General features: G+C 65.3%; 20 protein-coding genes and 3 pseudogenes. 16 read left to right on the forward strand and 7 right to left on the reverse strand.

Annotated features, from left to right (window positions below):
• Positions 1-3: 3 nt before the first annotated feature.
• From dnaK to KXD97_RS23995, 8 genes and pseudogenes are all read left to right on the forward strand, one after another.
• Entirely contained in the window at positions 4-1,887 is a 1,884-nt protein-coding gene (gene dnaK / locus KXD97_RS23960) for a molecular chaperone DnaK (RefSeq protein ID WP_260752926.1), read from the forward strand.
• Positions 1,888-1,890: 3 nt separating this feature from the next.
• On the forward strand, positions 1,891-2,415 hold the full coding sequence (locus KXD97_RS23965) for a nucleotide exchange factor GrpE (RefSeq protein ID WP_260752927.1): 525 nt from the start codon (positions 1,891-1,893) through the stop codon (positions 2,413-2,415).
• 7 nt (positions 2,416-2,422) lie between these two features.
• Positions 2,423-3,346 (forward strand): DnaJ C-terminal domain-containing protein, encoded by a 924-nt coding sequence (locus tag KXD97_RS23970; protein ID WP_260752929.1) that lies wholly within the window; start codon positions 2,423-2,425, stop codon positions 3,344-3,346.
• Between the two features lie 56 nt (positions 3,347-3,402).
• Positions 3,403-3,666 (forward strand): chaperone modulator CbpM, encoded by a 264-nt coding sequence (locus KXD97_RS23975; protein ID WP_313901390.1) that lies wholly within the window; start codon positions 3,403-3,405, stop codon positions 3,664-3,666.
• Positions 3,648-6,272 (forward strand): ATP-dependent chaperone ClpB, encoded by a 2,625-nt coding sequence (clpB, locus tag KXD97_RS23980; protein WP_260752931.1) that lies wholly within the window; start codon positions 3,648-3,650, stop codon positions 6,270-6,272. The genes KXD97_RS23975 and clpB overlap by 19 nt, the downstream gene beginning before the upstream one ends.
• Before the next feature lie 13 nt (positions 6,273-6,285).
• The gene (gene trxA / locus KXD97_RS23985; protein ID WP_260752933.1) at positions 6,286-6,741 is read left to right on the forward strand and encodes a thioredoxin; all 456 of its coding nucleotides are present in this window, start codon (positions 6,286-6,288) and stop codon (positions 6,739-6,741) included.
• Positions 6,738-6,990 (forward strand): annotated as a pseudogene (locus tag KXD97_RS33200) (UBP-type zinc finger domain-containing protein). The gene trxA and the pseudogene KXD97_RS33200 overlap by 4 nt, the downstream one beginning before the upstream one ends.
• Before the next feature lie 19 nt (positions 6,991-7,009).
• Positions 7,010-8,671 (forward strand): FAD-dependent oxidoreductase, encoded by a 1,662-nt coding sequence (locus tag KXD97_RS23995; protein ID WP_260752935.1) that lies wholly within the window; start codon positions 7,010-7,012, stop codon positions 8,669-8,671.
• A 78-nt stretch (positions 8,672-8,749) separates the two neighbouring features.
• On the opposite strand, the gene KXD97_RS24000 is transcribed toward KXD97_RS23995, so the two are convergent.
• Entirely contained in the window at positions 8,750-10,435 is a 1,686-nt protein-coding gene (locus tag KXD97_RS24000) for a GMC family oxidoreductase (protein WP_260752936.1), read from the reverse strand.
• Between the two features lie 199 nt (positions 10,436-10,634).
• On the opposite strand from KXD97_RS24000, the pseudogene KXD97_RS24005 reads away from it, so the two are divergent.
• Positions 10,635-11,171, forward strand: a pseudogene (locus KXD97_RS24005) (epoxide hydrolase family protein); the annotation flags it as partial.
• Between the two features lie 297 nt (positions 11,172-11,468).
• Here the strand turns inward: KXD97_RS24005 and KXD97_RS24010 are convergent.
• Both KXD97_RS24010 and KXD97_RS24015 read right to left on the reverse strand, forming a co-directional pair.
• Positions 11,469-12,278, reverse strand: coding sequence for an LLM class F420-dependent oxidoreductase (locus tag KXD97_RS24010; RefSeq protein ID WP_260752937.1), 810 nt, complete (start codon positions 12,276-12,278; stop codon positions 11,469-11,471).
• 68 nt (positions 12,279-12,346) lie between these two features.
• Positions 12,347-12,682 carry a hypothetical protein gene (locus tag KXD97_RS24015; protein ID WP_260758291.1) on the reverse strand — a complete coding sequence of 112 codons (336 nt, stop codon included), beginning with the start codon at positions 12,680-12,682 and terminating at the stop codon, positions 12,347-12,349.
• A 109-nt stretch (positions 12,683-12,791) separates the two neighbouring features.
• Here KXD97_RS24015 and KXD97_RS24020 point away from each other — a divergent pair, with 109 nt between their 5' ends.
• Positions 12,792-13,157, forward strand: a complete 366-nt coding sequence (locus KXD97_RS24020) for a YafY family protein (RefSeq protein ID WP_260752938.1) — start codon at positions 12,792-12,794, stop codon at positions 13,155-13,157.
• A 200-nt stretch (positions 13,158-13,357) separates the two neighbouring features.
• On the opposite strand, the gene KXD97_RS24025 is transcribed toward KXD97_RS24020, so the two are convergent.
• The gene (locus KXD97_RS24025) at positions 13,358-13,747 is read right to left on the reverse strand and encodes a type II toxin-antitoxin system VapC family toxin (RefSeq protein WP_260752939.1); all 390 of its coding nucleotides are present in this window, start codon (positions 13,745-13,747) and stop codon (positions 13,358-13,360) included.
• Positions 13,744-13,983 carry a type II toxin-antitoxin system Phd/YefM family antitoxin gene (locus KXD97_RS24030; RefSeq protein WP_260752940.1) on the reverse strand — a complete coding sequence of 80 codons (240 nt, stop codon included), beginning with the start codon at positions 13,981-13,983 and terminating at the stop codon, positions 13,744-13,746. Before KXD97_RS24030 ends, KXD97_RS24025 begins: the two co-directional genes overlap by 4 nt.
• 127 nt (positions 13,984-14,110) lie before the next feature.
• On the opposite strand from KXD97_RS24030, the gene KXD97_RS24035 reads away from it, so the two are divergent.
• Complete coding sequence (locus tag KXD97_RS24035; RefSeq protein ID WP_260752941.1) at positions 14,111-14,347, forward strand: type II toxin-antitoxin system Phd/YefM family antitoxin; 237 nt, start codon at positions 14,111-14,113, stop codon at positions 14,345-14,347.
• A 20-nt stretch (positions 14,348-14,367) separates the two neighbouring features.
• A complete protein-coding gene (locus KXD97_RS24040; RefSeq protein ID WP_260752942.1) occupies positions 14,368-14,766 on the forward strand; it encodes a type II toxin-antitoxin system VapC family toxin in 399 nt (132 codons plus the stop codon).
• Between the two features lie 481 nt (positions 14,767-15,247).
• Here KXD97_RS24040 and KXD97_RS24045 read toward each other — a convergent pair.
• Positions 15,248-16,337, reverse strand: a pseudogene (locus tag KXD97_RS24045) (IS1380 family transposase); the annotation flags it as partial.
• 290 nt (positions 16,338-16,627) lie between these two features.
• On the opposite strand from KXD97_RS24045, the gene KXD97_RS24050 reads away from it, so the two are divergent.
• From KXD97_RS24050 to KXD97_RS24065, 4 genes are all read left to right on the forward strand, one after another.
• Entirely contained in the window at positions 16,628-17,050 is a 423-nt protein-coding gene (locus KXD97_RS24050; protein ID WP_260752944.1) for a DUF6431 domain-containing protein, read from the forward strand.
• Positions 17,051-17,244: 194 nt separating this feature from the next.
• On the forward strand, positions 17,245-17,640 hold the full coding sequence (locus tag KXD97_RS24055; RefSeq protein WP_063840634.1) for a helix-turn-helix transcriptional regulator: 396 nt from the start codon (positions 17,245-17,247) through the stop codon (positions 17,638-17,640).
• Positions 17,637-19,604, forward strand: a complete 1,968-nt coding sequence (locus tag KXD97_RS24060; protein ID WP_011891568.1) for a cation-translocating P-type ATPase — start codon at positions 17,637-17,639, stop codon at positions 19,602-19,604. Before KXD97_RS24055 ends, KXD97_RS24060 begins: the two co-directional genes overlap by 4 nt.
• Positions 19,605-19,623: 19 nt before the next feature.
• Positions 19,624-20,217, forward strand: a complete 594-nt coding sequence (locus KXD97_RS24065) for a cadmium resistance transporter (RefSeq protein ID WP_011894055.1) — start codon at positions 19,624-19,626, stop codon at positions 20,215-20,217.
• An 89-nt stretch (positions 20,218-20,306) separates the two neighbouring features.
• Here KXD97_RS24065 and KXD97_RS24070 read toward each other — a convergent pair whose 3' ends face one another.
• A complete protein-coding gene (locus KXD97_RS24070) occupies positions 20,307-20,762 on the reverse strand; it encodes a hypothetical protein (RefSeq protein WP_232491329.1) in 456 nt (151 codons plus the stop codon).
• Positions 20,763-20,794 lie beyond the last annotated feature (32 nt).

The following is a 20,794-nucleotide window of genomic DNA, read 5'->3' on the forward strand; positions in this document are numbered from 1 at the left end:
AGCATGGCAACGGCAGTAGGCATTGATCTGGGCACCACCAACTCGGTGATCGCGGCCTGGCAGGGCGGCGAACCCGTCGTCATACCCAACGCGGAAGGTGCGCGCACAACCCCCTCGGTGGTCGCGTTCACCGAGAGCGGCGAACGGTTGGTCGGCCAGCTGGCGCGGCGCCAGGCGATCATGAACCCGAAGGGAACCATCTATTCGGCGAAGCGATTCATAGGCCGCCGCTTCGATGAAATCTCGGAGGAAGCCAAGGCGGTCAGCTTCGACGTCGTCGAGGGCCCGAATGGCGAGGCGCGCTTCAATATCCGCGGCAAGTTGTATTCACCGGAAGAGATCAGCGCCCTGGTACTTCGCAAGCTCGCCGACGACGCGGGCAAGTTCCTCGGTGAACGGGTCACAGAAGCGGTGATCACCGTACCGGCGTACTTCAACGACGCTCAGCGTAACGCCACCAAGGACGCAGGCCGGATCGCCGGCCTGGAGGTGCTGCGCATCATCAACGAGCCGACGGCCGCCGCGCTGGCCTACGGGTTGGACAAGAAGGGCCACGAAACGGTCCTGGTGTTCGATCTCGGCGGCGGCACGTTCGATGTCAGCCTCCTGGACGTCGGCGACGGTGTCGTCGAGGTCCGGGCGACGGCCGGCGATTCTCATCTCGGTGGAGACGACTTCGACCGCAGGCTCGTCGACTTTTTCGCCGACGAGTTCAAGCGTGAGAACAACATCGACCTGCGCTCGGATCCGCAAGCACTCCAACGGCTCTTCGAAGCCGCAGAGAAAGCGAAGGTCGAGCTGTCCTCGGTGACGCAGACGCAGGTGAACTTGCCGTTCATCACCGCCGACGCCAACGGGCCCAAGCATCTGACGATGACCATCACCCGGTCGAAATTCGAGGATCTCACCCACGACCTGGTCGAGCGCACCATGGGGCCGGTCAAGCAGGCGATGGCGGACGCCAAGGTCACGGCGAACGACATAGACGAGGTGATCCTGGTCGGCGGATCGACGCGTATCCCCGCCGTCCAGGCTCTCGTCCGCCGGCTCACCGGCGGCAAGGACCCCAACATGAGTGTGAACCCCGACGAGGTCGTGGCGATGGGCGCCGCGATCCAGGCCGGGGTGCTCAAGGGCGAGGTCTCCGACGTCCTGTTGCTCGACGTCACACCGCTCTCACTGGGCGTGGAGACCGCGGGTGGGCTGATGACCAAGATCATCGAACGCAACACCACGATCCCCGCCCGGCGCAGCGAGGTATTCACCACCGCCGCCGACAATCAGCCCGCGGTCGATGTTGTGGTGCTGCAGGGCGAGCGTGAATTGGCCAGAGACAACCGGACTCTCGGTCGATTCAAACTGGAGAACATCCGGCCCGCACCGCGCGGGGAGCCGCAGATCGAGGTCACCTTCGACGTCGACGCCAACGGCATCCTGAACGTCGCCGCGCGGGACAAGGACACCGGAGCCGAGCAGAGCATCACGATCAGCGAGCAATCCAACCTCGATCAGAGCGAGGTCGAGCGAATGGTCAGCGAAGCAGAGGCGCACCGCCGCGAGGACGAGGAACTGCGCAGGCTCGTCGAAGCACGAAACGAACTCGATTCGGCCGCATATCAAGTCGAGCGCCGGCTCGCCGAACTCGGCGAATCCGTCGCCCCGCACGACCGCGGCCGCGCCGAGATGCTCATCGCCGATGCACGGCAGGCGATCAGCGAGGAGGCACCGCTGGACCGACTTCAGCAGTTGACATCGGAACTGCAACAGATGCTGCACGGCTTGCAGCCCTCGCAGACGGCGGACGCCAACGGCCAAGGACAGGCCGACGGGCAGGCGGCACAGCCTGCTGACGATGACGTTGTCGATGCCGAGTTCGACCGGAGCTAGCCGATGGCCAGCCCGCAAGAACATCCGACTGCCGAGGACGAGCGTTCCGGCGCGGCGCAAGCCGCGCCGGAACCGCCCGCGGCCGAGTCCGACTCAAGTGCCGAGCTGGCGCGACTGGAAGACCGCTGGCGGCGTGCGGTCGCCGATCTGGACAACCTTCGCAAGCGCTACGCCCGCGAACTAGACCGCGAACGAACCACCGAGCGATCGAAGGTGGCCGGAGCCTGGCTGCCTGTCGTCGACGATCTCGAGCGTGCCCTCGCACACGGCGGCGGGCAGTCCAACGCGATAATAGAAGGCGTCCGAACGATTCTCGATCAGGCAGTGAAGGTACTCGACCAGCTCGGTTACCCGCGTGACGATCAGACGGGTGTGCCTTTTGACCCCAAGCGTCATGAGGTGGTCGGCATGATCGACGTGCCGAGTACCGCCCCCGGCACTGTCGTTGAGGTATTGCGTCCGGGATATGGGGAGGGCAGCAACCAGCTGCGGCCGGCGGCCGTTGTCGTCAGCCGACGTGAGGAGTGACCTTTAAGTGGCCCGCGATTACTACGAAGCGCTAGGGGTGTCCCGGGATGCCACGTCCGACCAGATTCAGCAGGCATTCCGCTCGTTGGCACGCAAGTTCCATCCCGACGTCAACAAGGATCCCAGTGCGGAGGACAGGTTCAAGGAGATCAACGAGGCCTACCAAGTTCTTTCCGACCCGGAAACCCGCAAACGGTATGACCGGTTCGGTGACGATTTCCGGCATGTCCCCGACGACTGGGAAGAGCAGACGTGGGCCGGCGCCGGGATGGGTGGCCGAGGTGGCTTCGGTGGGGCGCCGGGGGGCGGGCGTGTCCGCTACAGCACCGGAGGCTTCGGCGGGGGAGCGGGCATCAACATCGAAGACCTCTTCGGCGACATATTCGCCGGCGGTGGGGGCTTCGGGCCGATCCCGGGTGCCGATCAGGAGGCTCAGCTCGAACTTACTGTCGAGGAGGCCTATCGCGGGGGTAAGCGGCAGATCTCCCTCGGCAACCGCACCTACACCGTCAACATTCCGGCCGGCGTGGTCGATGGACAACGTATCCGGCTGGCCGGAGAGGGGGGGCGGGGCCGCGGCGACGGCCCACCGGGCGATCTGTACCTGGTCGTCCGCATCAAGCCGGACAAGCGCTTCCGGTTGGAGGGGCGCGACATCATCGCCGACCTGCCGGTGTCGCCGTGGGAAGCGGTGCTCGGCGCCACGGTCGCGATGAGAACACCGGGCGGCGAGGCGAAAGTGAAAGTACCTCCTGGCTCCTCCACCGGCAGGCGGCTGCGTCTGCGCGGGGAGGGGATGCCCAACCCGAAGGGCAAGCCAGGCGACCTGTACGCCGAAATCAAGATCATGGTGCCATCCAAACCGACCGCGCGGGAACGGGAACTGTTCGAGCAGCTGGCCGCGGAATCCACGTTCGACCCGAGGAGGTGACGGTGACGGCGCCAGGTTATGTGTTGGTGCGGCGGCCGCAGTTGTCGCTTGACCAGATGGCGCGCCGATGTGGCCTGCACCCGGACATGGTTCGCCGGCTGGTCGCTCTCGGCCTGCTGCCGTGCAGACCGGATGCCCATGGCGAGCCATGGTTCGACCCGTCCGCGGTGGCCGTGGTCGCCCGGATTCAACGCCTACGAACCGGTTTAGGCCTCAACTACGCGGCGATCGGACTGGTCCTCGACCTGCTCGCCCGGATCGAGGAACTCGAGTCAGCGTCTCGCCGAGAAAGGACAGTGCTGTGGACATCAACAGTCTGACGCAGAAATCGCAGGAGGCGCTGCAGGAGGCGCAGAACATCGCGACCCGGATGGGCCACACCGAAGTCGACGGTGAGCACTTGCTGGCCGCGCTGATCGACCAACCCGAGGGCTTGGTGCCGCGCCTGCTGACCGCCGCCGAGGTCGACGTCGCGGCATTGCGCGCAGACCTGCAACGCGAACTGGAGCGCAGACCGAAGGTCAGCGGTCCGGGCGCGACGCCGGGCCAGGTCTCGGTCACCCGCCGCTTGGCGAAGGTGCTGGAAGCCGCCGAGCGGGAAGCCAAGCGGCTCAAGGATGAATATGTCTCCGTCGAGCACCTCGTGATGGCGCTCGCCGAGGAGGGCACGTCGACAGCCGCGGGCCGAATACTCGCGAGCCACGGTGTGACTCGAGACTCGTTCCTGTCGGTGCTGACCAGAGTGCGTGGAAACCAGCGGGTGACGTCGGCGACCCCGGAGGGCTCCTACGAGGCCCTGGCGAAGTACGGTCGTGACCTGGTCACCGAGGCGCAGTCAGGCAAGCTCGACCCGGTGATCGGCCGCGACGCCGAAATCCGCAGGGTGATCCAGATCCTGAGCCGCAAGACCAAGAACAATCCGGTGCTGATCGGCGACCCCGGGGTCGGCAAGACGGCCATCGTCGAGGGCCTCGCGCAACGAATCGTGCGCGGCGACGTCCCGGAAGGTCTGCGGGACAAGACCATCTTCTCCCTGGACATGGGCTCGTTGGTGGCAGGCGCGAAGTACCGCGGCGAATTCGAGGAACGCCTGCAGGCGGTGCTGTCCGAGGTGAAGGCGGGGGAGGGCCGCATCCTGCTGTTCGTCGACGAGTTGCACACCGTGGTCGGTGCAGGGGCAACGGAAGGTTCCCTGGACGCGGGAAACATGCTCAAGCCCATGCTCGCCCGCGGTGAGTTGCACATGATCGGCGCAACCACCCTCGACGAGTACCGCAAGCACATCGAAAACGACGCCGCGTTGGAGCGCCGCTTCCAAACTGTCCTCGTCGATGAGCCCGACGTCGAGGACACCATCTCCATCCTGCGTGGACTGCGCGAGCGCCTGGAGGTCTTCCACGGCGTCAAGATCCAGGATGTGGCGCTGGTGGCCGCCGCCACGCTGTCGCACCGCTATATCACTGACCGGTTCCTTCCCGACAAGGCGATCGATCTCGTCGATGAGGCATGCGCCCGGTTGCGTACCGAAATCGATTCCATGCCGGCCGAGCTCGATGAGATCACCCGGCGTGTGACCAGGCTGGAGATCGAGGAGGCCGCGTTGTCGAAGGAGGACGACCCGGTCAGCAGGACTCGGCTCGAAGAACTTCGCAAGGAGCTGGCTGATCTGCGCGCGGAGGCCGATTCCATGCGCGCGCAGTGGGACGCCGAGCGGCAGGCGATCAAGCGCGTCCAGGAACTGCGTGAGCAACTGGAGCAGTTGCGACGCGAGGCCGAAGAAGCAGAGCGCAACTATGACCTCAATCGCGCCGCAGAGCTGCGCTACGGCAAAATGCGGGAATTGGAACGGAAACTGGAGGCCGCCGAGGAGCAGTTGAGGTCCAAGCAGGGCCACCGGCCGCTGCTGCGCGAAGTCGTCACCGAGGACGAGATCGCCGATATCGTCTCCGCGTGGACCGGCATCCCGGTGTCGCGGCTGCAGGAGAGCGAACGCGAGAAGCTGCTTCGACTCGACGAGATACTGCACGAAAGGGTGATCGGTCAGGACGAGGCCGTCCAGCTGGTGGCGGACGCGGTGATCCGCGCCAGGTCCGGAATTCGCGACCCGCGGCGCCCGATCGGATCGTTCATCTTCCTGGGTCCAACGGGTGTCGGCAAGACCGAACTCGCGAAAACCCTTGCCGCAGCGCTCTTCGACAGCGAAGACAACATGGTCCGGCTCGACATGAGCGAATACCAGGAGCGGCACACGGTCAGCCGGTTGGTCGGCGCGCCGCCGGGATATGTGGGCTATGACGAGGGCGGCCAGCTCACCGAAGCGGTGCGGCGTAAGCCTTACTCAGTTGTGCTGTTCGACGAGATCGAGAAGGCGCACCCCGACGTGTTCAACACGCTGCTGCAGGTGCTCGACGACGGCAGGCTCACCGATGCGCAGGGCCGTCATGTCGACTTCCGCAACACGGTGGTCATCATGACGTCGAACATCGGATCGCATTATCTGTTCGACGGCGTAACGGGTGACGGCGAGATAAAGCCGGACGCACGGGAACGCGTGATGGCCGAGTTGCGGGGTCATTTCCGCCCCGAGTTCCTCAATCGCGTCGACGACATCGTGCTGTTCACGCCGCTGGCCATCTCACAGATCGAGCGCATCGTCCAGCTTCAACTCGAGGACCTCAAGAAGCGGCTGGCGGACAGGCAGATTCAGCTCGAGATCACGCCGGAGGCCAGTCGGCTGATCGCCGAGCACGGCTATGACCCGGTGTACGGCGCTCGACCTTTGCGTCGCTACATCGCGCACGAGGTCGAGACGAAGATCGGACGCGCACTGCTCAAGGGCGAGGTCCAGGCCGGCGGCATCATTCGCATCGCGGTCGACAACGGCGAGTTGTCCGTCACCTACTCCGAGTCCGCCATGGCGGCCTGACGAAGGCGAGAACATGGAATCGAATATGGTGACGTGCCCGAACTGCGGTAAACGCAACCGGGTGGCCGCGGCCGCCGACGGCAAGCCACGCTGCGGTCACTGCCATCACTGGCTGCCGTGGATCGTCGACGCCGGTGACCAGAATTACGCAGAAGTCGTCGAGAAGGCCGATGTCCCTGTACTTGTCGACCTCTGGGCGACGTGGTGCGGACCGTGCCGGATGGTGAGTCCGGCTCTGGAGAAAATCGCCACGGAACGGGCCGGCCAACTCAAATTGGTCAAGGTCGACGTCGACAAGGCGCCCGCCATCTCACAACGGTTCTCTGTGCAAGCGGTACCGACCCTGCTCGTTGTCGACCACGGCGAGGTGGTGGCGCGCCAATCCGGAGCCGCACCCGTTGCGGCGCTTCGGTCTTGGCTGGACCACGCGCTCGCAGCGCACAGCAGCACGAAGGAGGGTGAACAATGACGTCGATACGCGTCGACCCGGATATTGCAGCGGTAGGTGGAACCGCGCACAACGGGATGTGAGGAATGCCTGCGACTCGGGACGCCGTGGGTGCACCTGCGGCTCTGTCTGACCTGCGGACACGTGGGCTGCTGTGATTCGTCGCCCATGCGTCACGCAAGGGGACACGCGTACACCATCGGCCATCCGATCGTGGCCGCCATGGAGGCCGCTTGGCGCTGGTGCTATGTCCACGAAAATTATGTGTGAGGTGCCTACATCCGAGCGAGTGTCCGCGGAGCTACAGGAAACCCCGGACATCTACGGTGCGTACCCGCGGCTGAGCGAGATGCAGATCGCCACCCTCGAGGCGGGCGGGGAGAGGCGGGCCGTAGCGCCCGGCGAGATCCTGGTGCGCGAAGGCACGCGAACGGACAATTTCTACGTCATCCTGTCGGGAAAAGTCGCTGTCACCGCCCTCGACCCATTAGGCGAACAACGGACGCTCCGGGTCCACGGTCCGGGGCGGTTCCTCGGTGAACTCGGTGACCTCGAAGGTCAGGCCGCGTTCTATACCGCGCAAGTCGCAGAAGCCGGTGAAGTCCTCGTCGTCGCGGCACAGTTGGTACGCACCCTCGTGGCTCAGGATCCCGTGCTCAGCGACCTGATCCTTCGGGCCTTCCTGATCCGGCGCACCATGCTCATCGAAGAGGGCACCGGCTTCTGGATCATCGGATCCTGCTATTCGCCCGACACCACGCGGTTGCGGGAGTTCGCTGCCCGAAACAGACTGCCGCACCGCTGGCTCGATCTCGAACAAGAGAAGGACACTGAATGCCTGCTGCGGCGGTACGGGGTAGCGCCGCAAGACACCCCGGTCGTGATCTGGGGTGACGAGGTCCTTCGCAACCCGCCCAACAGCGAACTGGCCCGGCGGGTGGGCCTGCCGGTGCCCGACGTCATCCACGACGAACGCGACCTCATCGTCATCGGTGCCGGCCCGGCCGGTCTGGCTGCGGCGGTGTACGGCTCTTCGGACGGGCTCACCACCGCCGCGGCCGAAGCGATCGCCACAGGCGGCCAGGCCGGCACCTCGTCGAGGATCGAGAACTATCTCGGCTTCCCCAGTGGACTGTCCGGAGCCGAGCTTGCCGAAAGGGCCTTGATCCAGGCCAAGAAGTTCGGTGCGGACCTGATGATCTCGGCGGAGGCACGACGTCTGGAATCCGATGGCGGTCAGCACCTGGTATGTCTTGGCGACGGCACGTTCGTCGTCGGCAGGGCCGTCGTACTGGCGACGGGAGCCCGATATCGCAAGCTCGCCGTGTCCGGAATCGAGAGGTTCGAGGGAAACGGGGTCTACTACGCCGCCACCTTCCAGGAGGCGTTGCTATGTGGCGCCGGCCCGGTGGTGATCGTCGGAGGAGGGAATTCCGCGGGGCAGGCCGCAGTGTTTCTGGCATCTCGTATTTCTCGCGTGTATCTGCTAATCCGCAGCGGCGACATTGCCAAGGACATGTCCCGCTACCTGATCGACCAGATCCAACAACAACCCCGGATAAACGTCTGCTTGCATACCGAGGTCCGCGAAGTCCACGGACGAAAACAGGTCGAAACGGTTGTCGTGGAGGACAACCAGACTGGCGAGCAGCGTCGCATCGACACCACGGCGCTGTTCGTCTTCATCGGCGCGGCACCCAATACAGAGTGGCTACACGGAGTTGTATCGCTCGATGACCACGGCTTCATCGCGACCGGTTCAGCAGCGATGTACTCACCTGACGACCGAGCAGGACTGCGCATCGATCGTGAACCGATGATGCTTGAAACCAGCCGCGCCGGCATTTTCGCCGCCGGTGACGTTCGCAGCGGCTCGGTGAAGCGGATAGCGTCGGCGGTGGGTGAGGGATCGATAGCCGTCCGACTCGTCGAGCAGTACCTGTTGGCCTAGTCGCACGGCGCACCGGCCGACGAAGACGGCGAGTTCGGCGCGGGTGGTGCTGTCAGGACACGCGCACAGTCTGCCGACTCATGTCAGGATCGCCCGCGCTGCGCGCTCGGCGACCAGCATGACCGGCGCATTGGTGTTGCCAGAAGTGATGGTGGGCATCGCCGAAGCATCGACCACTCGAAGTCCGGCGACGCGGAACACGCGGCAGTCGGAGTCGAGCACCGTGGTGGCCGACCGCGGCTGACCGCGCATGTCGAAGGCACCCATGGCGCAGGTGCCCACCGGGTGAAAGATGGTGGTGCCCAGTTCACCGGCCGCCACCCGGAGGTCTTCGTCGCTCGTCAGTCGCGGGCCGGGGAGCATCTCTTCCGGGCGGTAGCGGGCCAGGGCGGGCGCCGCCATGATCTGGCGGGTCATCCGCAGGCCCCGTACGGCGGCTTCACGATCGGCGTCAGTGGACAGGTAGTTGCAGGAGATCCTCGGGTGGGTCAGCGGATCCGCATCGGCCATTCGCACGTGGCCACGCGAGGTGGGGCGCAGATTGCAGACCGAGGGAGTGATGGCTCCATAAGGGTGCAGCGGTTCGCCGAATTTCGGCAGAGATAAGGGCTGCACATGCCACTCCAGATCAGGGCTGGCCAGCGCGGGGTCGCTCTTGGCGAAGGCCCCCAGCGTGGACGGCGGCATCGTGAGGGGTCCTGACCGCAGCAGCAGGTACTGGATTCCCATGCCGGCACGGGTGATCCAATTCCGATACAGCGTGTTGACGGTGCGCGCGCCCCGGACACGGTAGACAGTTCGAAGCTGCAGATGGTCCTGGAGGTTTTCACCGACACCGGGCAGATCGACGACCACCGGCACGTGATGCTGGGCGAGCAGCCCGGCCGGGCCCAGACCCGAGACCTGCATCAGGTGCGGCGAGCCGATGGCGCCGGCGCTCAGGATCACCTCCCGGCGGGCCCGCACGTCGACGATCTGGCCGTCTTTGAGCAACCGCACACCGGTGACGCGGTGCTGCGCGGTGGTCCAGGCACCGCGACGCTGATGGTCGCGAACCTGATCGTCCATCAGCAGCTGTAAGGCCTGGGTCTGTGTGTAGACGGTGAGATTGGCGCGGTGGGTGACAGGGTGCAGGAACGCGTCGGCCATCGACCAGCGCCGGCCACGCCGCTGATTGACATGAAAATACGCACTGCCGGAATTGTCGCCGCGGTTGAACTCATCGATCGGGGAGATGCCCAACTGGGCGGCGGCGGCCTGCCAGGCGTCCAGGATCTTCCAGCGCACGCGCGGCCGCTCGACCCGGATCTCCCCACCGGCGCCGTGCCAGTCGTCGGCTCCGCCGAAGTAGTCTTCCAGCTGTTTGTAGATTTCCAGTGTCTCGCCGGGTCGGTCCGGGCCGCCCCACAGCCATCGCTCGTCACCGGTGGCCTGCGCCCACAGTTCGTAATCGCTGGCCTGACCGCGCATGTGGATCATGGCGTTGATCGACGAGCAGCCGCCGAGGACGCGGCCACGCGCGTAGATGATGCTGCGGCCGGCCAGACCTGGGTCGGGTTCAGTGGTGAAGCACCAGTCGGTGCGGGGGTTGGCAATGGTGTACAGATAGCCCACCGGCACCTTGATCCAGAACCAGTCGTCTCTTCCGCCGGCCTCGATCAGGAGGACGCGGTGGTTGGGGTTGGCGCTGAGCCGGTTGGCGAGCAGACAGCCCGCGCTGCCTGCCCCCACGATGATGAAGTCTAATTCGGCGGCGGGGCTCATTCCGAGATCGTTCCTCCATGGCGTCGGGGTGCGACACCTAGTGTGCGCGATGGCGCCCGCGACTCGGGCATCGCGCGCTATCTCATTCCGTGCCGCTACCTACTGCACGCTAGGCTGGACACACCGTACGTAGGGGGAGCGGAAAGACCCAACATGGGCACGGCATCGGGGGAACACCGTGAACGAGCATCCGGGGGACATGGTCCGACCATTCGAGCCGGACGTCACCGATCGGGATCTCGAAGACTTGCGTTCCCGGCTGAGGGGCACCCGGTGGCCGAGCGTCGAAACCCATGCCAGCCAAGGCATCGCGTTGTCGCGTCTGCAATCGCTGTGCCGCTACTGGGCTGACGGGTACGACCCGCGCGCATTTCTCGACCGCCTCGCGGCAGTGGGTCAATTCGAGACGAGCATCGACGCGGTGCGCATACACTTTCTCCATGCCCGCTCGCCCGTCGAGGGCGCGTTCCCGTTGATCCTGACCCACGGTTGGCCGGGATCGGTGGTCGAGTTCCTCGATGCGGTCGGACCGCTAACGATAGCCGGATTTCATTGCGTCATAACGTTATTGCCGGGGTATGGCTTCAGTGCCAGGCCGGCCGAAACGGGCTGGGGCGTCCATCGCATTGCGAAGGCATGGGCAACCTTGATGCATCGGCTGGGATATGAGCGTTATGGTGCTGCCGGAAGCGACTGGGGGACAAGCATCAGCGCCAGCGTCGCTCAACAGGACAGCGAACACGTCGCCGGCATCCTTCTCATGCCACCGCTCGCACCGCCGGACCCTCTCGACACCGGCGACATCGTCCACGCTGTTACTGGCGGCGCTGTTTTCCCGTTCGAGCTTCAGCGTCCGTCGCGCCGGTGGGCGGCGAAGCGGTTCACCGACATCCATTACTGGAGCGAGCCACCGGTGGGCGGGCATTCCCGGCCTGGGAGCAGCCGGAACTGTTCGCCGAGGAAGTCACCGCCTTCTTTGCCACGGCAGAAGGAGCATCGAAAGGCACTTGAAGAGCAGGACTTTCGATTGCCGTCAGCCGTGGTCCCGCCACGTCAGCACCTGCTTGAGCGGTGTGAGATCGTAACCGTCGTCGGCGGTGAGTTCGGTCTGGAACAACGTGACACCCGCCTCTCGGAACGCATCGGCGGTGTGGGCGTCCTGCCACAGCGTCGAACGTTCGATGTCCGCGCCGCTGTGACCGAACGTCGCCGCCAACTCGTCGACCCTTTCGCTGGACCGCCGGAAGCCGTCGAGCTCCTGGTACGCGTGCCAGATGTCGGCGTGCCGGGCCACCGCGGGCAGCGAGCGTTTGGGCCCCGTGCCCCCGATGAGGATTGGGAGCTTGCGAACGGGCGGCGGAACCAATGCAGCAAGCCGGTTCTTGATGCGGATCAGGCTCTCGTCGAACAGGTCGAATCGGGAGCCGAACGTGCCGAAGTCGTATCTGTAAGTGGTGTAGTCTTTTTCGTACCATCCAGCGCCGAGGCCGAGGATGAGCCGGCCGCCGCTGATGTGGTCGACGGTGCGGGCCATGTCGGCGAGCAGGTCCGGGTTGCGGTAACCGACGCCGGTGACGAGTAGACCGATCTCGGCGTGCGAGGTGATTTCGCCCCACGATGCGAGCGCAGTCCAGCCCTCGAAGTTGGCGACGTCAGGCTGCTCGTCCGACATGACGGGCTTGCCGTCGACGATGGCCTCCAACGCCGGACGGTGGAAATGGTCGTAACCGAAGATCACGTCGACGCCGAGGTCGTCGGCAGCAAGGACGGTGTCGCGCCACGTGCGGTAGTCGGGGGTGCCGCCAGGCTGGATCTGCACGGCGACGCGGAGGGGACGGGTCATGGATGGCTCCTGAGTCGGGGGAGGTCGACTCTTGAGCCAAGTGCACCGACGCGGGGATTATTCCGCGCCTAATCGGCATTCTCATCGTCGTCGCGGCGCGCGGCCTCGATCACCTCCGGTGGAACGGGTTTCTGCAACCAAGCCCGCATCCGCACCAAGCCGCCCGCGACGGCGCCGACGGCGATCACCGCCGCGATGACCCAGAAAGCAGTGAACATAGTTTCAGTGTCCGCCGTCGACACGCCGGATGGGGCCGATACGCGCCGCGGACGGTCTGTGTTGGTTTCAACGTCGTGCCGCCGGTACGAACGCCCGGTCGAGGGTGCCGACGTCGGTGCCGGGGGAACGATCTCGCCGATCCGGTCCAGGATGTCGTTGGACAGGACGACCTCGACGCCGGCCAACAGAGGTATTCGATCCTGCGGGAACACTCATTGCCGCCACTGAATCTCACCGTTGCGGAGTCGTTGGCGGTGCTTGCTGGGCTTGGTTTCTTGGAGACCTCGCCGTATCGTGCGGCGGCCGCGGGCCAAGGTACTCGCGGTCAGCCGCGAGGACCAGCTCGCGCCCATCGACGAGGCGTTGGCGTCGATGTTCGTCATCGATTCCCAGCCGCGGTCCGAGGCGACGGTCGCGCTGATTCCGGAGGCCATCGCCGCGCGCCGCGTCGTACGGTCGAGCTATACCGCCAAGGATGGCGAAACCAACACCACCCGGAACGTCGAGGCAATGGGTCTGCTGCGCGGGGGTGTTGCGCGGTTGCTCGTCGGATGGTGTCGACAGCGCGGGAGCATCCGCGGATTCCAGCTTGACCGCATTCGACATTTGGAGATCACCGACGAGGTGTTTCGCGAACGCGATCCGGTCAGTCCTGGATGAGGATCTCTCGCGGTGGCGCACGCGAAGGCTCGGGTGACGTCCCAAGCCGGCAACCGCGGGCATGTCGCGGTGCGCCTCAGCGATGAATGGTGGTCAGCACCATGCACATCCCGAGCCAGCCCCGAGTGGGCGATAGGCATGCGCAAGCGGCACTGAGCACCCGTCAGCGCTAGCTAGTACCTGCACGTGTCGCGAGTGACTCAGGTTCGCAGGGTAGGAGCCAGGGCGGCGTCGAGGATCTTCGCATCGCGGGTCGCGATGGTGAGATTTCGACGTAGAGCCTGCGCGACGATCACGCGATCGAAGGGATCCTTGTGATCCCAGGGGAGTCGGCCGGCCAGGATCGCGTCGGGAGACTCGATGGGCAATTCGGTTGTGCTCATATCAGAAATGATGTCGGCCCAGGCCGACAGGAATGCTTCACCGTCAAGGCGGCCCAACCGAGTCTTGATGGAGATTTCCCAAGCCGAGGCCGCGGTGACCCACACGTTGGTGTTCGAGTCGGCGATGATGGCCAGCGCGGAGGCGTCCAGATCCGACGGAGTACTCGCCAGCCATAGAAGTGTGTGCGTGTCCAACAGCACGTTCACGGTTCGGCACTTTCCCAGCGAGCCAGTTCCGAATCAGGCAGGGGCTCGTCGAAGTCCTTGGGTACCAGAAGGTTTGGCAGCTGCCCGAACTTTCGCGGCACTGGTTCGACAGGCACCAATTTGGCGACGGGGCGGCCGTGATTCGTGATCGTCACGGCCTTGCCGGTGCGTTCCACTTCAGCAAGAAGGGCGTTGAGCCGATTCTTGGCCTCCGTACTTGTCACCGTTGTATCCACAGATTGACGGTACAACCATCACGCTAGTCGCGCTAGCGTAAATAGCATGATTCTCGGTAGTCGCCCGATAACCGGGCTTTCCGGAGTTGATCACCCATCGATGTCTCACCGGTGATACACTCCGAACGTGGATGCAGTCACGGTGCGCGAATTGCGCAACAGCGGAGGAGACGTTCTGCGTCGCGTCGAGCATGGCGAGCGCATCGTCATTACTCGGGACGGGACACCTGTTGCTGAGCTACGGCCGCTACCTCGTCCGAGCGCAGGACCTGCGGAACTGATTCGTCGCCGCAAGAATCTTCCGCCGGTGAACCCGGATGCCCTCCGGCGCGACATCGACAACCTCATCGACCCGTCGCTGTGACGCAAACCCAGGGCCGGGGGATGCTGGACACTTCCACGGTGATCCTCTTGGGTCAGCTGTCTGACCCAGCCGAGCTTCCCGACGAATCGGTGATCAGCGCGATCACGCTGGCTGAGCTGTCCGTAGGTCCACACGTCGCCAACGACGATGCAGAGCGCGGTGCTCGGCAGCAGCACCTACAGCAGGCCGAGGCGGACTTCGACGTCCTACCGTTCGATGGAGATTGCGCCCGGGCCTTTGGAGCCGTAGCGGCGGCGCTGCGGGCGTCGGATCGAAAGCCGGCTGCGCGGGCCTACGACGCACTCATCGCGGCCAGTGCAATCGCACATGGAGTGCCGCTGTACACGTGCAACCCCGCCGACTTCACAGGAATCCCGCGACTGGAACTACGATCAGTCACACACCCGCATCACCGATAGGGGCAACCCTGAAATACCTTTGAAGGCAATGCGATGTGTAGCCGTGTCCGGTCGGGGAGCCCGATGTCGCCGACGAGGACCAGCAGGGTCTCCACTTGGGTGCGAATCAACTCTGGGCGTTCGGAGCGGCAAGCGACTTCAGCACCAACATGCCTGACGATCGAGCCCCCGCGGCGCTGCGATCCCTGCAGCGGAAGCTCGTCACCGGAAATCGTTGCCTTCGATGCACCGCTCGACGAATTCCTCGATCAGCCGGTCCTGTTCTGTCAGTTGGACGTAGTGCTGTTACAGGTGTCCGCCCCACGAGCGCACGACGACCGTCTCCACGAAATCGCCCGCTAGCCTCGATCTTTCACGTGGCGGGTAGTTGAGGTCTTTTCGTGGCGTGGGTGGGCGGTTCTGACGTGGGCGGCCTGGGGTTCCGGCGTTGCGTCTCGCCGGTGCTCCTGGGTCCTTTGCTCGTCGGAGTGGTTTCTGTGTTTTAGGTGGGTTGCAGTGCGGTCCAGCTGAATTCGATGAGGTCGCTCCACGGCCAGCCTCTTGGCAGCCGTAGGTAGCGGCGACGCCCTGAGGTGATGATGCGTCCGGCGACGGCAAGCAGGCGCAGGCGTAGTCGTTTGGGTTCCCAGCCTCTGGCCGGGTGGCCGGTGAAGGCCAGGACTTGGGTCCAGACCAGCAGGTCAGCAGCCAGCAGGGTGATCTCCAGCCAGATCTGATTCTGGGCGAACCCGTGAAACGGCAGGTTGGTCAGTCCGGTGTCTTTGAGGTTGCGGATGCGGTCTTCCGCGCGGGCGCGTTGACGGTGCCGGACTTCGAGATCGCAGATCGACCAACCGCGGGTGTTGGTCGCAAAGCACGTGATCCGCCACCTGTTGTCATCGGTCAGGCGCAACTGCGCCGGGATGGGGACGTTCTCGGCGGGCGATGACCCGCATCCCTGCCGGCCAGCCTTTCAGCGTGTCGGGCAGGTAGCGGGTCAACTCAGCGACCTGGGCGCCCTCGCGTGGTGTGCCGTCGCCGTCGAGGGCAGCCCGCCACGCCCGCCGCGGGACCCGGCGCAGCGCTTCGACGATCGGGGGCATGCCGTAGAACCCGACTGAGTACTGCAGTCCCAGGTCGGTGATGTGGTGCAGGAAGTCCTTGACCCCGCCACCGGTGTCGGTGCGCACCAGCACCCGGGCCCGTTCGGGTTCGGGCAGTTGGGCCAACGCGGCATCCAGGACACTGATGTGGTCAGCAGCGCTGTTGGAGCCGGCTGAGCCGGGTCGCAGCAACCCGACCAGGGCTTCACCGGATCCGTGGCTGCCGTGGTCGACGAAGGCGAGCATGGGATGAAACCCGTATCCGTACTTGAAGGTTGGGGTGGCGCCCTGTTTGTCGCTGTGGGCGGTCACCAGGGTGGCGTCCAGATCGACGATGACCTGGCTGCCTGAGGTACCGGCCAGCGGTTGCTGGCGCCGCCATATGTGCGCGCGGGCTGCTGCCCGGGCCGCGCGGATCGCCGCAACGGCGGCATCGACGTCGCCGGCCAGCGTGGCGATCAGACGTGACACGGTGGCATCGGAGGCCACTGTTGACCGTCCCTCTGTGTGACGACCACGGCGGGGGTGATCGTCATTGAAGTTGTCGAAATCCCGGGTCGGGGACGGCGGTCGTCTGCATCATCAGCGTGCCCACGAACGGACCCCGCGCTGGTCTGCTCGCGCAGAGTCCATTTCGGCTCCGGCGCGATGCCGAATCCCGAGATCGTCACAATCGGTGACGGCGGACGCGTCGATTCTGCGGTCGCCCAACACGAACTGACCCCTATCCCGGTTCCCGGGTGATAGGTAAGGCTGGTGGATCATGGACTGGCTCTGCGGTGATCGTCGCGCGCACCGGCGAACTGGCCGAGAAACTGCTCGCCGCCGGCGAACTCCGCTGCCCGCGGTGCCGCGACGGCCAGCTGACTTCTTGGGGCTACGGCAGGCGGCGCTCCGTGCGCGATCACGACGGGACCACGATCACGGTGCGCCCCCGCCGCACGCGATGCCGGTCCTGCTCGTCAACGCATATCGTGATGCCCGCCGCTCTGCAGCCACGCCATGCCGACACCACCGCAGTGATTGGAACAGCATTGCTGCACAAAGCAAATGGACTCGGACACCGGCGTATCGCGGCGACCATGGGGCGGCCGGTGTCCACCGTGCGCCGCTGGCTTCGCCGACTACCGCCAGAGCACCTGGACCGTCTCGCACGCGACGGGACCGAGCAGCTGCTCGCCCTGGTGTCCGTTCTCATTTGATCTGACACAGGACCAGTGAGCTGAACTGCGGTGTATCAGATCGGATGAGAATTCCACTTGACCAGCTTTATCAGCCGATCTGATGCACGACCGAATTCGTCTGCGACGCTCGCCGCGACCGGGAGCAGCTCCGAGAATGGCTGTCACGAATGCGCCCCTTTCGCTAAATCGGCTTCGATGGTTATCATCGTTGTGTGACGATGAATAAGCGGGACACCTGCCTGGCCGGCAACACGTCCGACCTCGATGCCGCGGTGGCACTGTTCCACAGTCTCTCCGATGCGACGCGGTTGACGATCGTGCGCCGCCTGGCTGACGGGGAGGCGCGAGTTGTCGATCTGATCGGTGAGCTGGGGTTGGCGCAATCCACCGTCTCCGCGCACGTGGCGTGCCTGCGGGACTGTGGGCTGGTCACCGGCCGCCCAGAAGGCCGTCAGGTGTTCTATTCCTTGTCTCGCCCCGAGCTGCTGGACGTGCTCGCTGCGGCGGAAACGCTGCTGGCGGCCACCGGCAACGCGGTGGCGTTGTGTCCCACCTATGGAACCGGCGCCCGGGGTGCGGCGATCGACACCGAGGAGACGCGGCAATGAGCGATGCCTGTGGCTGCGGCAGCGACGAACCCCGCAGCGCCGAGGAGCAGGAGCGTGAACCCGAACGGCTCTGGCAGATCACAGAATTGCAGTTCGCCGCGCTCTCCGGGGTACTGCTGCTGGCGGCGTTGATCGCCAACCTGGTCGGCGCCGCCGACCCGGTGGTGCTCACGTTGGAGGCAGCGGCGCTGCTGGCCGGCGCCTATACCTTCGTGCCGTCCACCCTGGGGCGGCTGGCCAAGGGCAAGATCGGGGTCGGCACGCTGATGACCATCGCCGCCGTGGGCGCGGTGCTGCTCGGCGAGGTCGGTGAGGCCGCGATGCTGGCGTTCCTGTTCTCCATCAGCGAAGGCCTGGAGGAATACTCGCTGGCCCGCACCCGCCGCGGACTGCGCGCACTACTGTCGCTGGTGCCCGATGAGGCCACCGTTCGCCGCGACGGCACCGAAACAACCATCGCGCCAACAGAATTGCGCATCGGTGACCTCATGGTCGTCAAACCCGGAGAACGAGTCGCCACTGACGGCATCATCACCCGGGGCCGCACCGCCCTGGACCTCTCGGCCATCACCGGCGAATCAGTGCCCGTTGAAGCCGGCCCCGGTGATGAGGTGTTCGCCGGGTCGATCAACGGAGCCGGCGCCCTCGAAGTAGAAGTCAGCACCACCGCCGAGGACAATTCCCTGGCCCGCATCGTGCGCATCGTGGAAGCCGAGCAGTCCCGCAAGGGCGCCGCCCAACGTTTGGCTGACCGCATCGCCAAACCCCTGGTCCCCGCCGTGATGATCGCCGCCGCCCTGATCGCCGTCGCGGGGAGCCTGCTCGGTGACCCCGCCACCTGGATCGAACGCGCTCTGGTGGTGCTGGTCGCCGCCTCGCCCTGTGCTCTGGCGATTTCGGTACCGGTCACGGTCGTCGCCGCCATCGGCGCCGCCAGCAAGCTGGGCGCCCTGGTCAAAGGTGGCGCCGCGCTGGAAGCGCTGGGCAGGATCCGTGGGGTCGCCCTGGATAAGACCGGTACCCTCACCGCCAACCGGCCCACCGTCATCGAGGTGGCCACCACCCCCGACGTCACCCCCGAGCACGTCCTGGACCTCGCGGCCGCCGTAGAGGCCCGCAGTGAACACCCCCTGGCCGCGGCGATCCTGGCCGCCGCCGGCACCGTCACCCCCGCCGCCGACGTCGAGGCAGTCACCGGCGCCGGACTCACCGGCCACCGCGACGGGCACCGCATCCGGCTGGGCCGCCCCGGCTGGCTCGACCGAGGTCCGCTCACCGCCGAGGTCACCCGGATGCAGCAGGCCGGAGCCACCGCCGTCCTGGTCGAAGACAACGGACAGGTGATCGGTGCCATCGCCGTGCGTGACGAATTGCGGCCCGAGGCAACCGAAGTCATCACCCAGCTGCGCCGCGACGGCTACCAGGTGGCGATGCTCACCGGCGACAACCACGCCACCGCGGCCGCCCTGGCCCGCGAAGTCGGCATCGACACCGTGCACGCCGATCTGCGCCCCGAAGACAAAGCCCGACTGATCGAACAGCTCCGCACCCAGCGCCCCACCGCGATGGTCGGCGATGGCGTCAACGACGCCCCCGCACTGGCTACCGCCGACCTCGGCATCGCGATGGGCGCCATGGGCACCGACGTCGCCATCGAAACCGCCGACGTCGCACTCATGGGTGAAGACCTACGCCACCTGCCACAAACATTCACCCATGCCCGCCGCGCCCGACGGATCATGCTGCAAAACGTCGGCCTATCCCTCGGACTGATCATTGTGCTGATGCCGCTGGCTTTGTTCGGGGTGCTCGGGTTGGCCGCCGTCGTGCTCGTCCATGAACTCGCCGAAATCGTGGTCATCGCCAACGGTGTGCGCGCCGGCCGCACCACAGCACTGACCGCACTCACCGCACAGCGGTCAACCAACCTAGCCACCGCGACCGCAGTGGGTGCCCCGTCGTGACCACCGATGGCACACACCCATGATCCTGTCGTCGGTTCTGCCCGCGATCGGGCTGTTCATCGTCACCAACATCGACGACATCATCGTGCTTTCACTGTTCTTCGCCCGCGGCGCAGGACAACGCGGGACCACCTCCCGGATCACCGCCGGCCAATACCTGGGATTCGCTGGAATTCTCGGCGCCGCCGTCCTCGTGACCCTAGGTGCGGGCGCATTCCTGCCGCCCGACGTCATCCCGTTCTTCGGACTCATCCCCCTCGCCCTGGGACTGAAGGCGGCTTGGCAAGCCTGGCGCGGAAACGGTGACGATGATGGTGACGCGAAGGTTGCGGGCAAGACCGTCAGCGTCTGGGCGGTCGCTGGCGTGACCTTCGCCAACGGCGGCGACAACGTCGGCGTCTACGTCCCGGTCTTCCTCAGCGTCGGACACGCAGCCGTCGTGGCCTACTGCGTCGTCTTCCTTCTTCTCGTCGGGGTGCTGGTGGTCATCGCCAGATATGTTGCCACCCGCCGCCCGATCGCGGAGATCCTCGAACGATGGGAACACATCCTGTTCCCGATTGTTCTGATCGGACTGGGTATTGTCATCCTGATCGGCGGCCTAGCTTTCTAGCTCGTCTAGTATTTCCATCTACGTATGCCTCACGGTCGGCTGGCAATGGGTTTTCCTACGAATATGGTTGCAAGATAAAGACTTTTGCATCAGGTATGAACGATCATTGATTTATCGCGGGACTTCCGGATGATCTGCTGGTTGTTCAGCCAGCCGTCGAGGGCCGCGGTGGTCGCCGTCTCATCCTCGGCGCCGAACACTGCGTTCGCGGCTGCCAAGAGAGCTACGCGGGCGACACTGGGATCGCCGGTGCGGTTCAACAATGCTGGCCGCTGGTCAATGATGACTGCGGCCATCCGGACTGTTTCGACGTAGGTGGCGATGTGCAGGTTGACCGTTGAGATGCTGGCCCATCGCCCCCGTAATGCGATACCGGTGGCCGCGCTATCACCGAGACCGTCATCCCGTCGGAATCGGCGCTGCCGCAGCACTATACGTGATGCGTCGTTGATCGCTAGCTCAACGATGTCGGGGGCATTGCGCTTGGCCAGGGCATGATGTGCCCTGGCAGATCGGGCAACAGCTGGATGGTGTTTCAGTGACATCTGATCGTCCCATCGCTGGGCGGAGGGGCCAA

Source organism: Mycobacterium sp. SMC-8 (assembly GCF_025263565.1).
GTDB lineage: Bacteria > Actinomycetota > Actinomycetes > Mycobacteriales > Mycobacteriaceae > Mycobacterium.

What these genes read in the sequence shown, in the direction of transcription:
- KXD97_RS24070 (WP_232491329.1), bottom strand. Translation starts at nt 20,762, where the DNA reads ATGTCACTGAAACACCATCCAGCTGTTGCCCGATCTGCCAGGGCACAT.
- KXD97_RS24000 (WP_260752936.1), bottom strand. Translation starts at nt 10,435, where the DNA reads ATGAGCCCCGCCGCCGAATTAGACTTCATCATCGTGGGGGCAGGCAGC.
- KXD97_RS23975 (WP_313901390.1), top strand. Translation starts at nt 3,403, where the DNA reads ATGGCGCGCCGATGTGGCCTGCACCCGGACATGGTTCGCCGGCTGGTC.
- dnaK (WP_260752926.1), top strand. Translation starts at nt 4, where the DNA reads ATGGCAACGGCAGTAGGCATTGATCTGGGCACCACCAACTCGGTGATC.
- KXD97_RS23965 (WP_260752927.1), top strand. Translation starts at nt 1,891, where the DNA reads ATGGCCAGCCCGCAAGAACATCCGACTGCCGAGGACGAGCGTTCCGGC.
- KXD97_RS24010 (WP_260752937.1), bottom strand. Translation starts at nt 12,278, where the DNA reads ATGACCCGTCCCCTCCGCGTCGCCGTGCAGATCCAGCCTGGCGGCACC.
- trxA (WP_260752933.1), top strand. Translation starts at nt 6,286, where the DNA reads ATGGAATCGAATATGGTGACGTGCCCGAACTGCGGTAAACGCAACCGG.
- KXD97_RS24065 (WP_011894055.1), top strand. Translation starts at nt 19,624, where the DNA reads ATGATCCTGTCGTCGGTTCTGCCCGCGATCGGGCTGTTCATCGTCACC.
- KXD97_RS24060 (WP_011891568.1), top strand. Translation starts at nt 17,637, where the DNA reads ATGAGCGATGCCTGTGGCTGCGGCAGCGACGAACCCCGCAGCGCCGAG.
- KXD97_RS24040 (WP_260752942.1), top strand. Translation starts at nt 14,368, where the DNA reads ATGCTGGACACTTCCACGGTGATCCTCTTGGGTCAGCTGTCTGACCCA.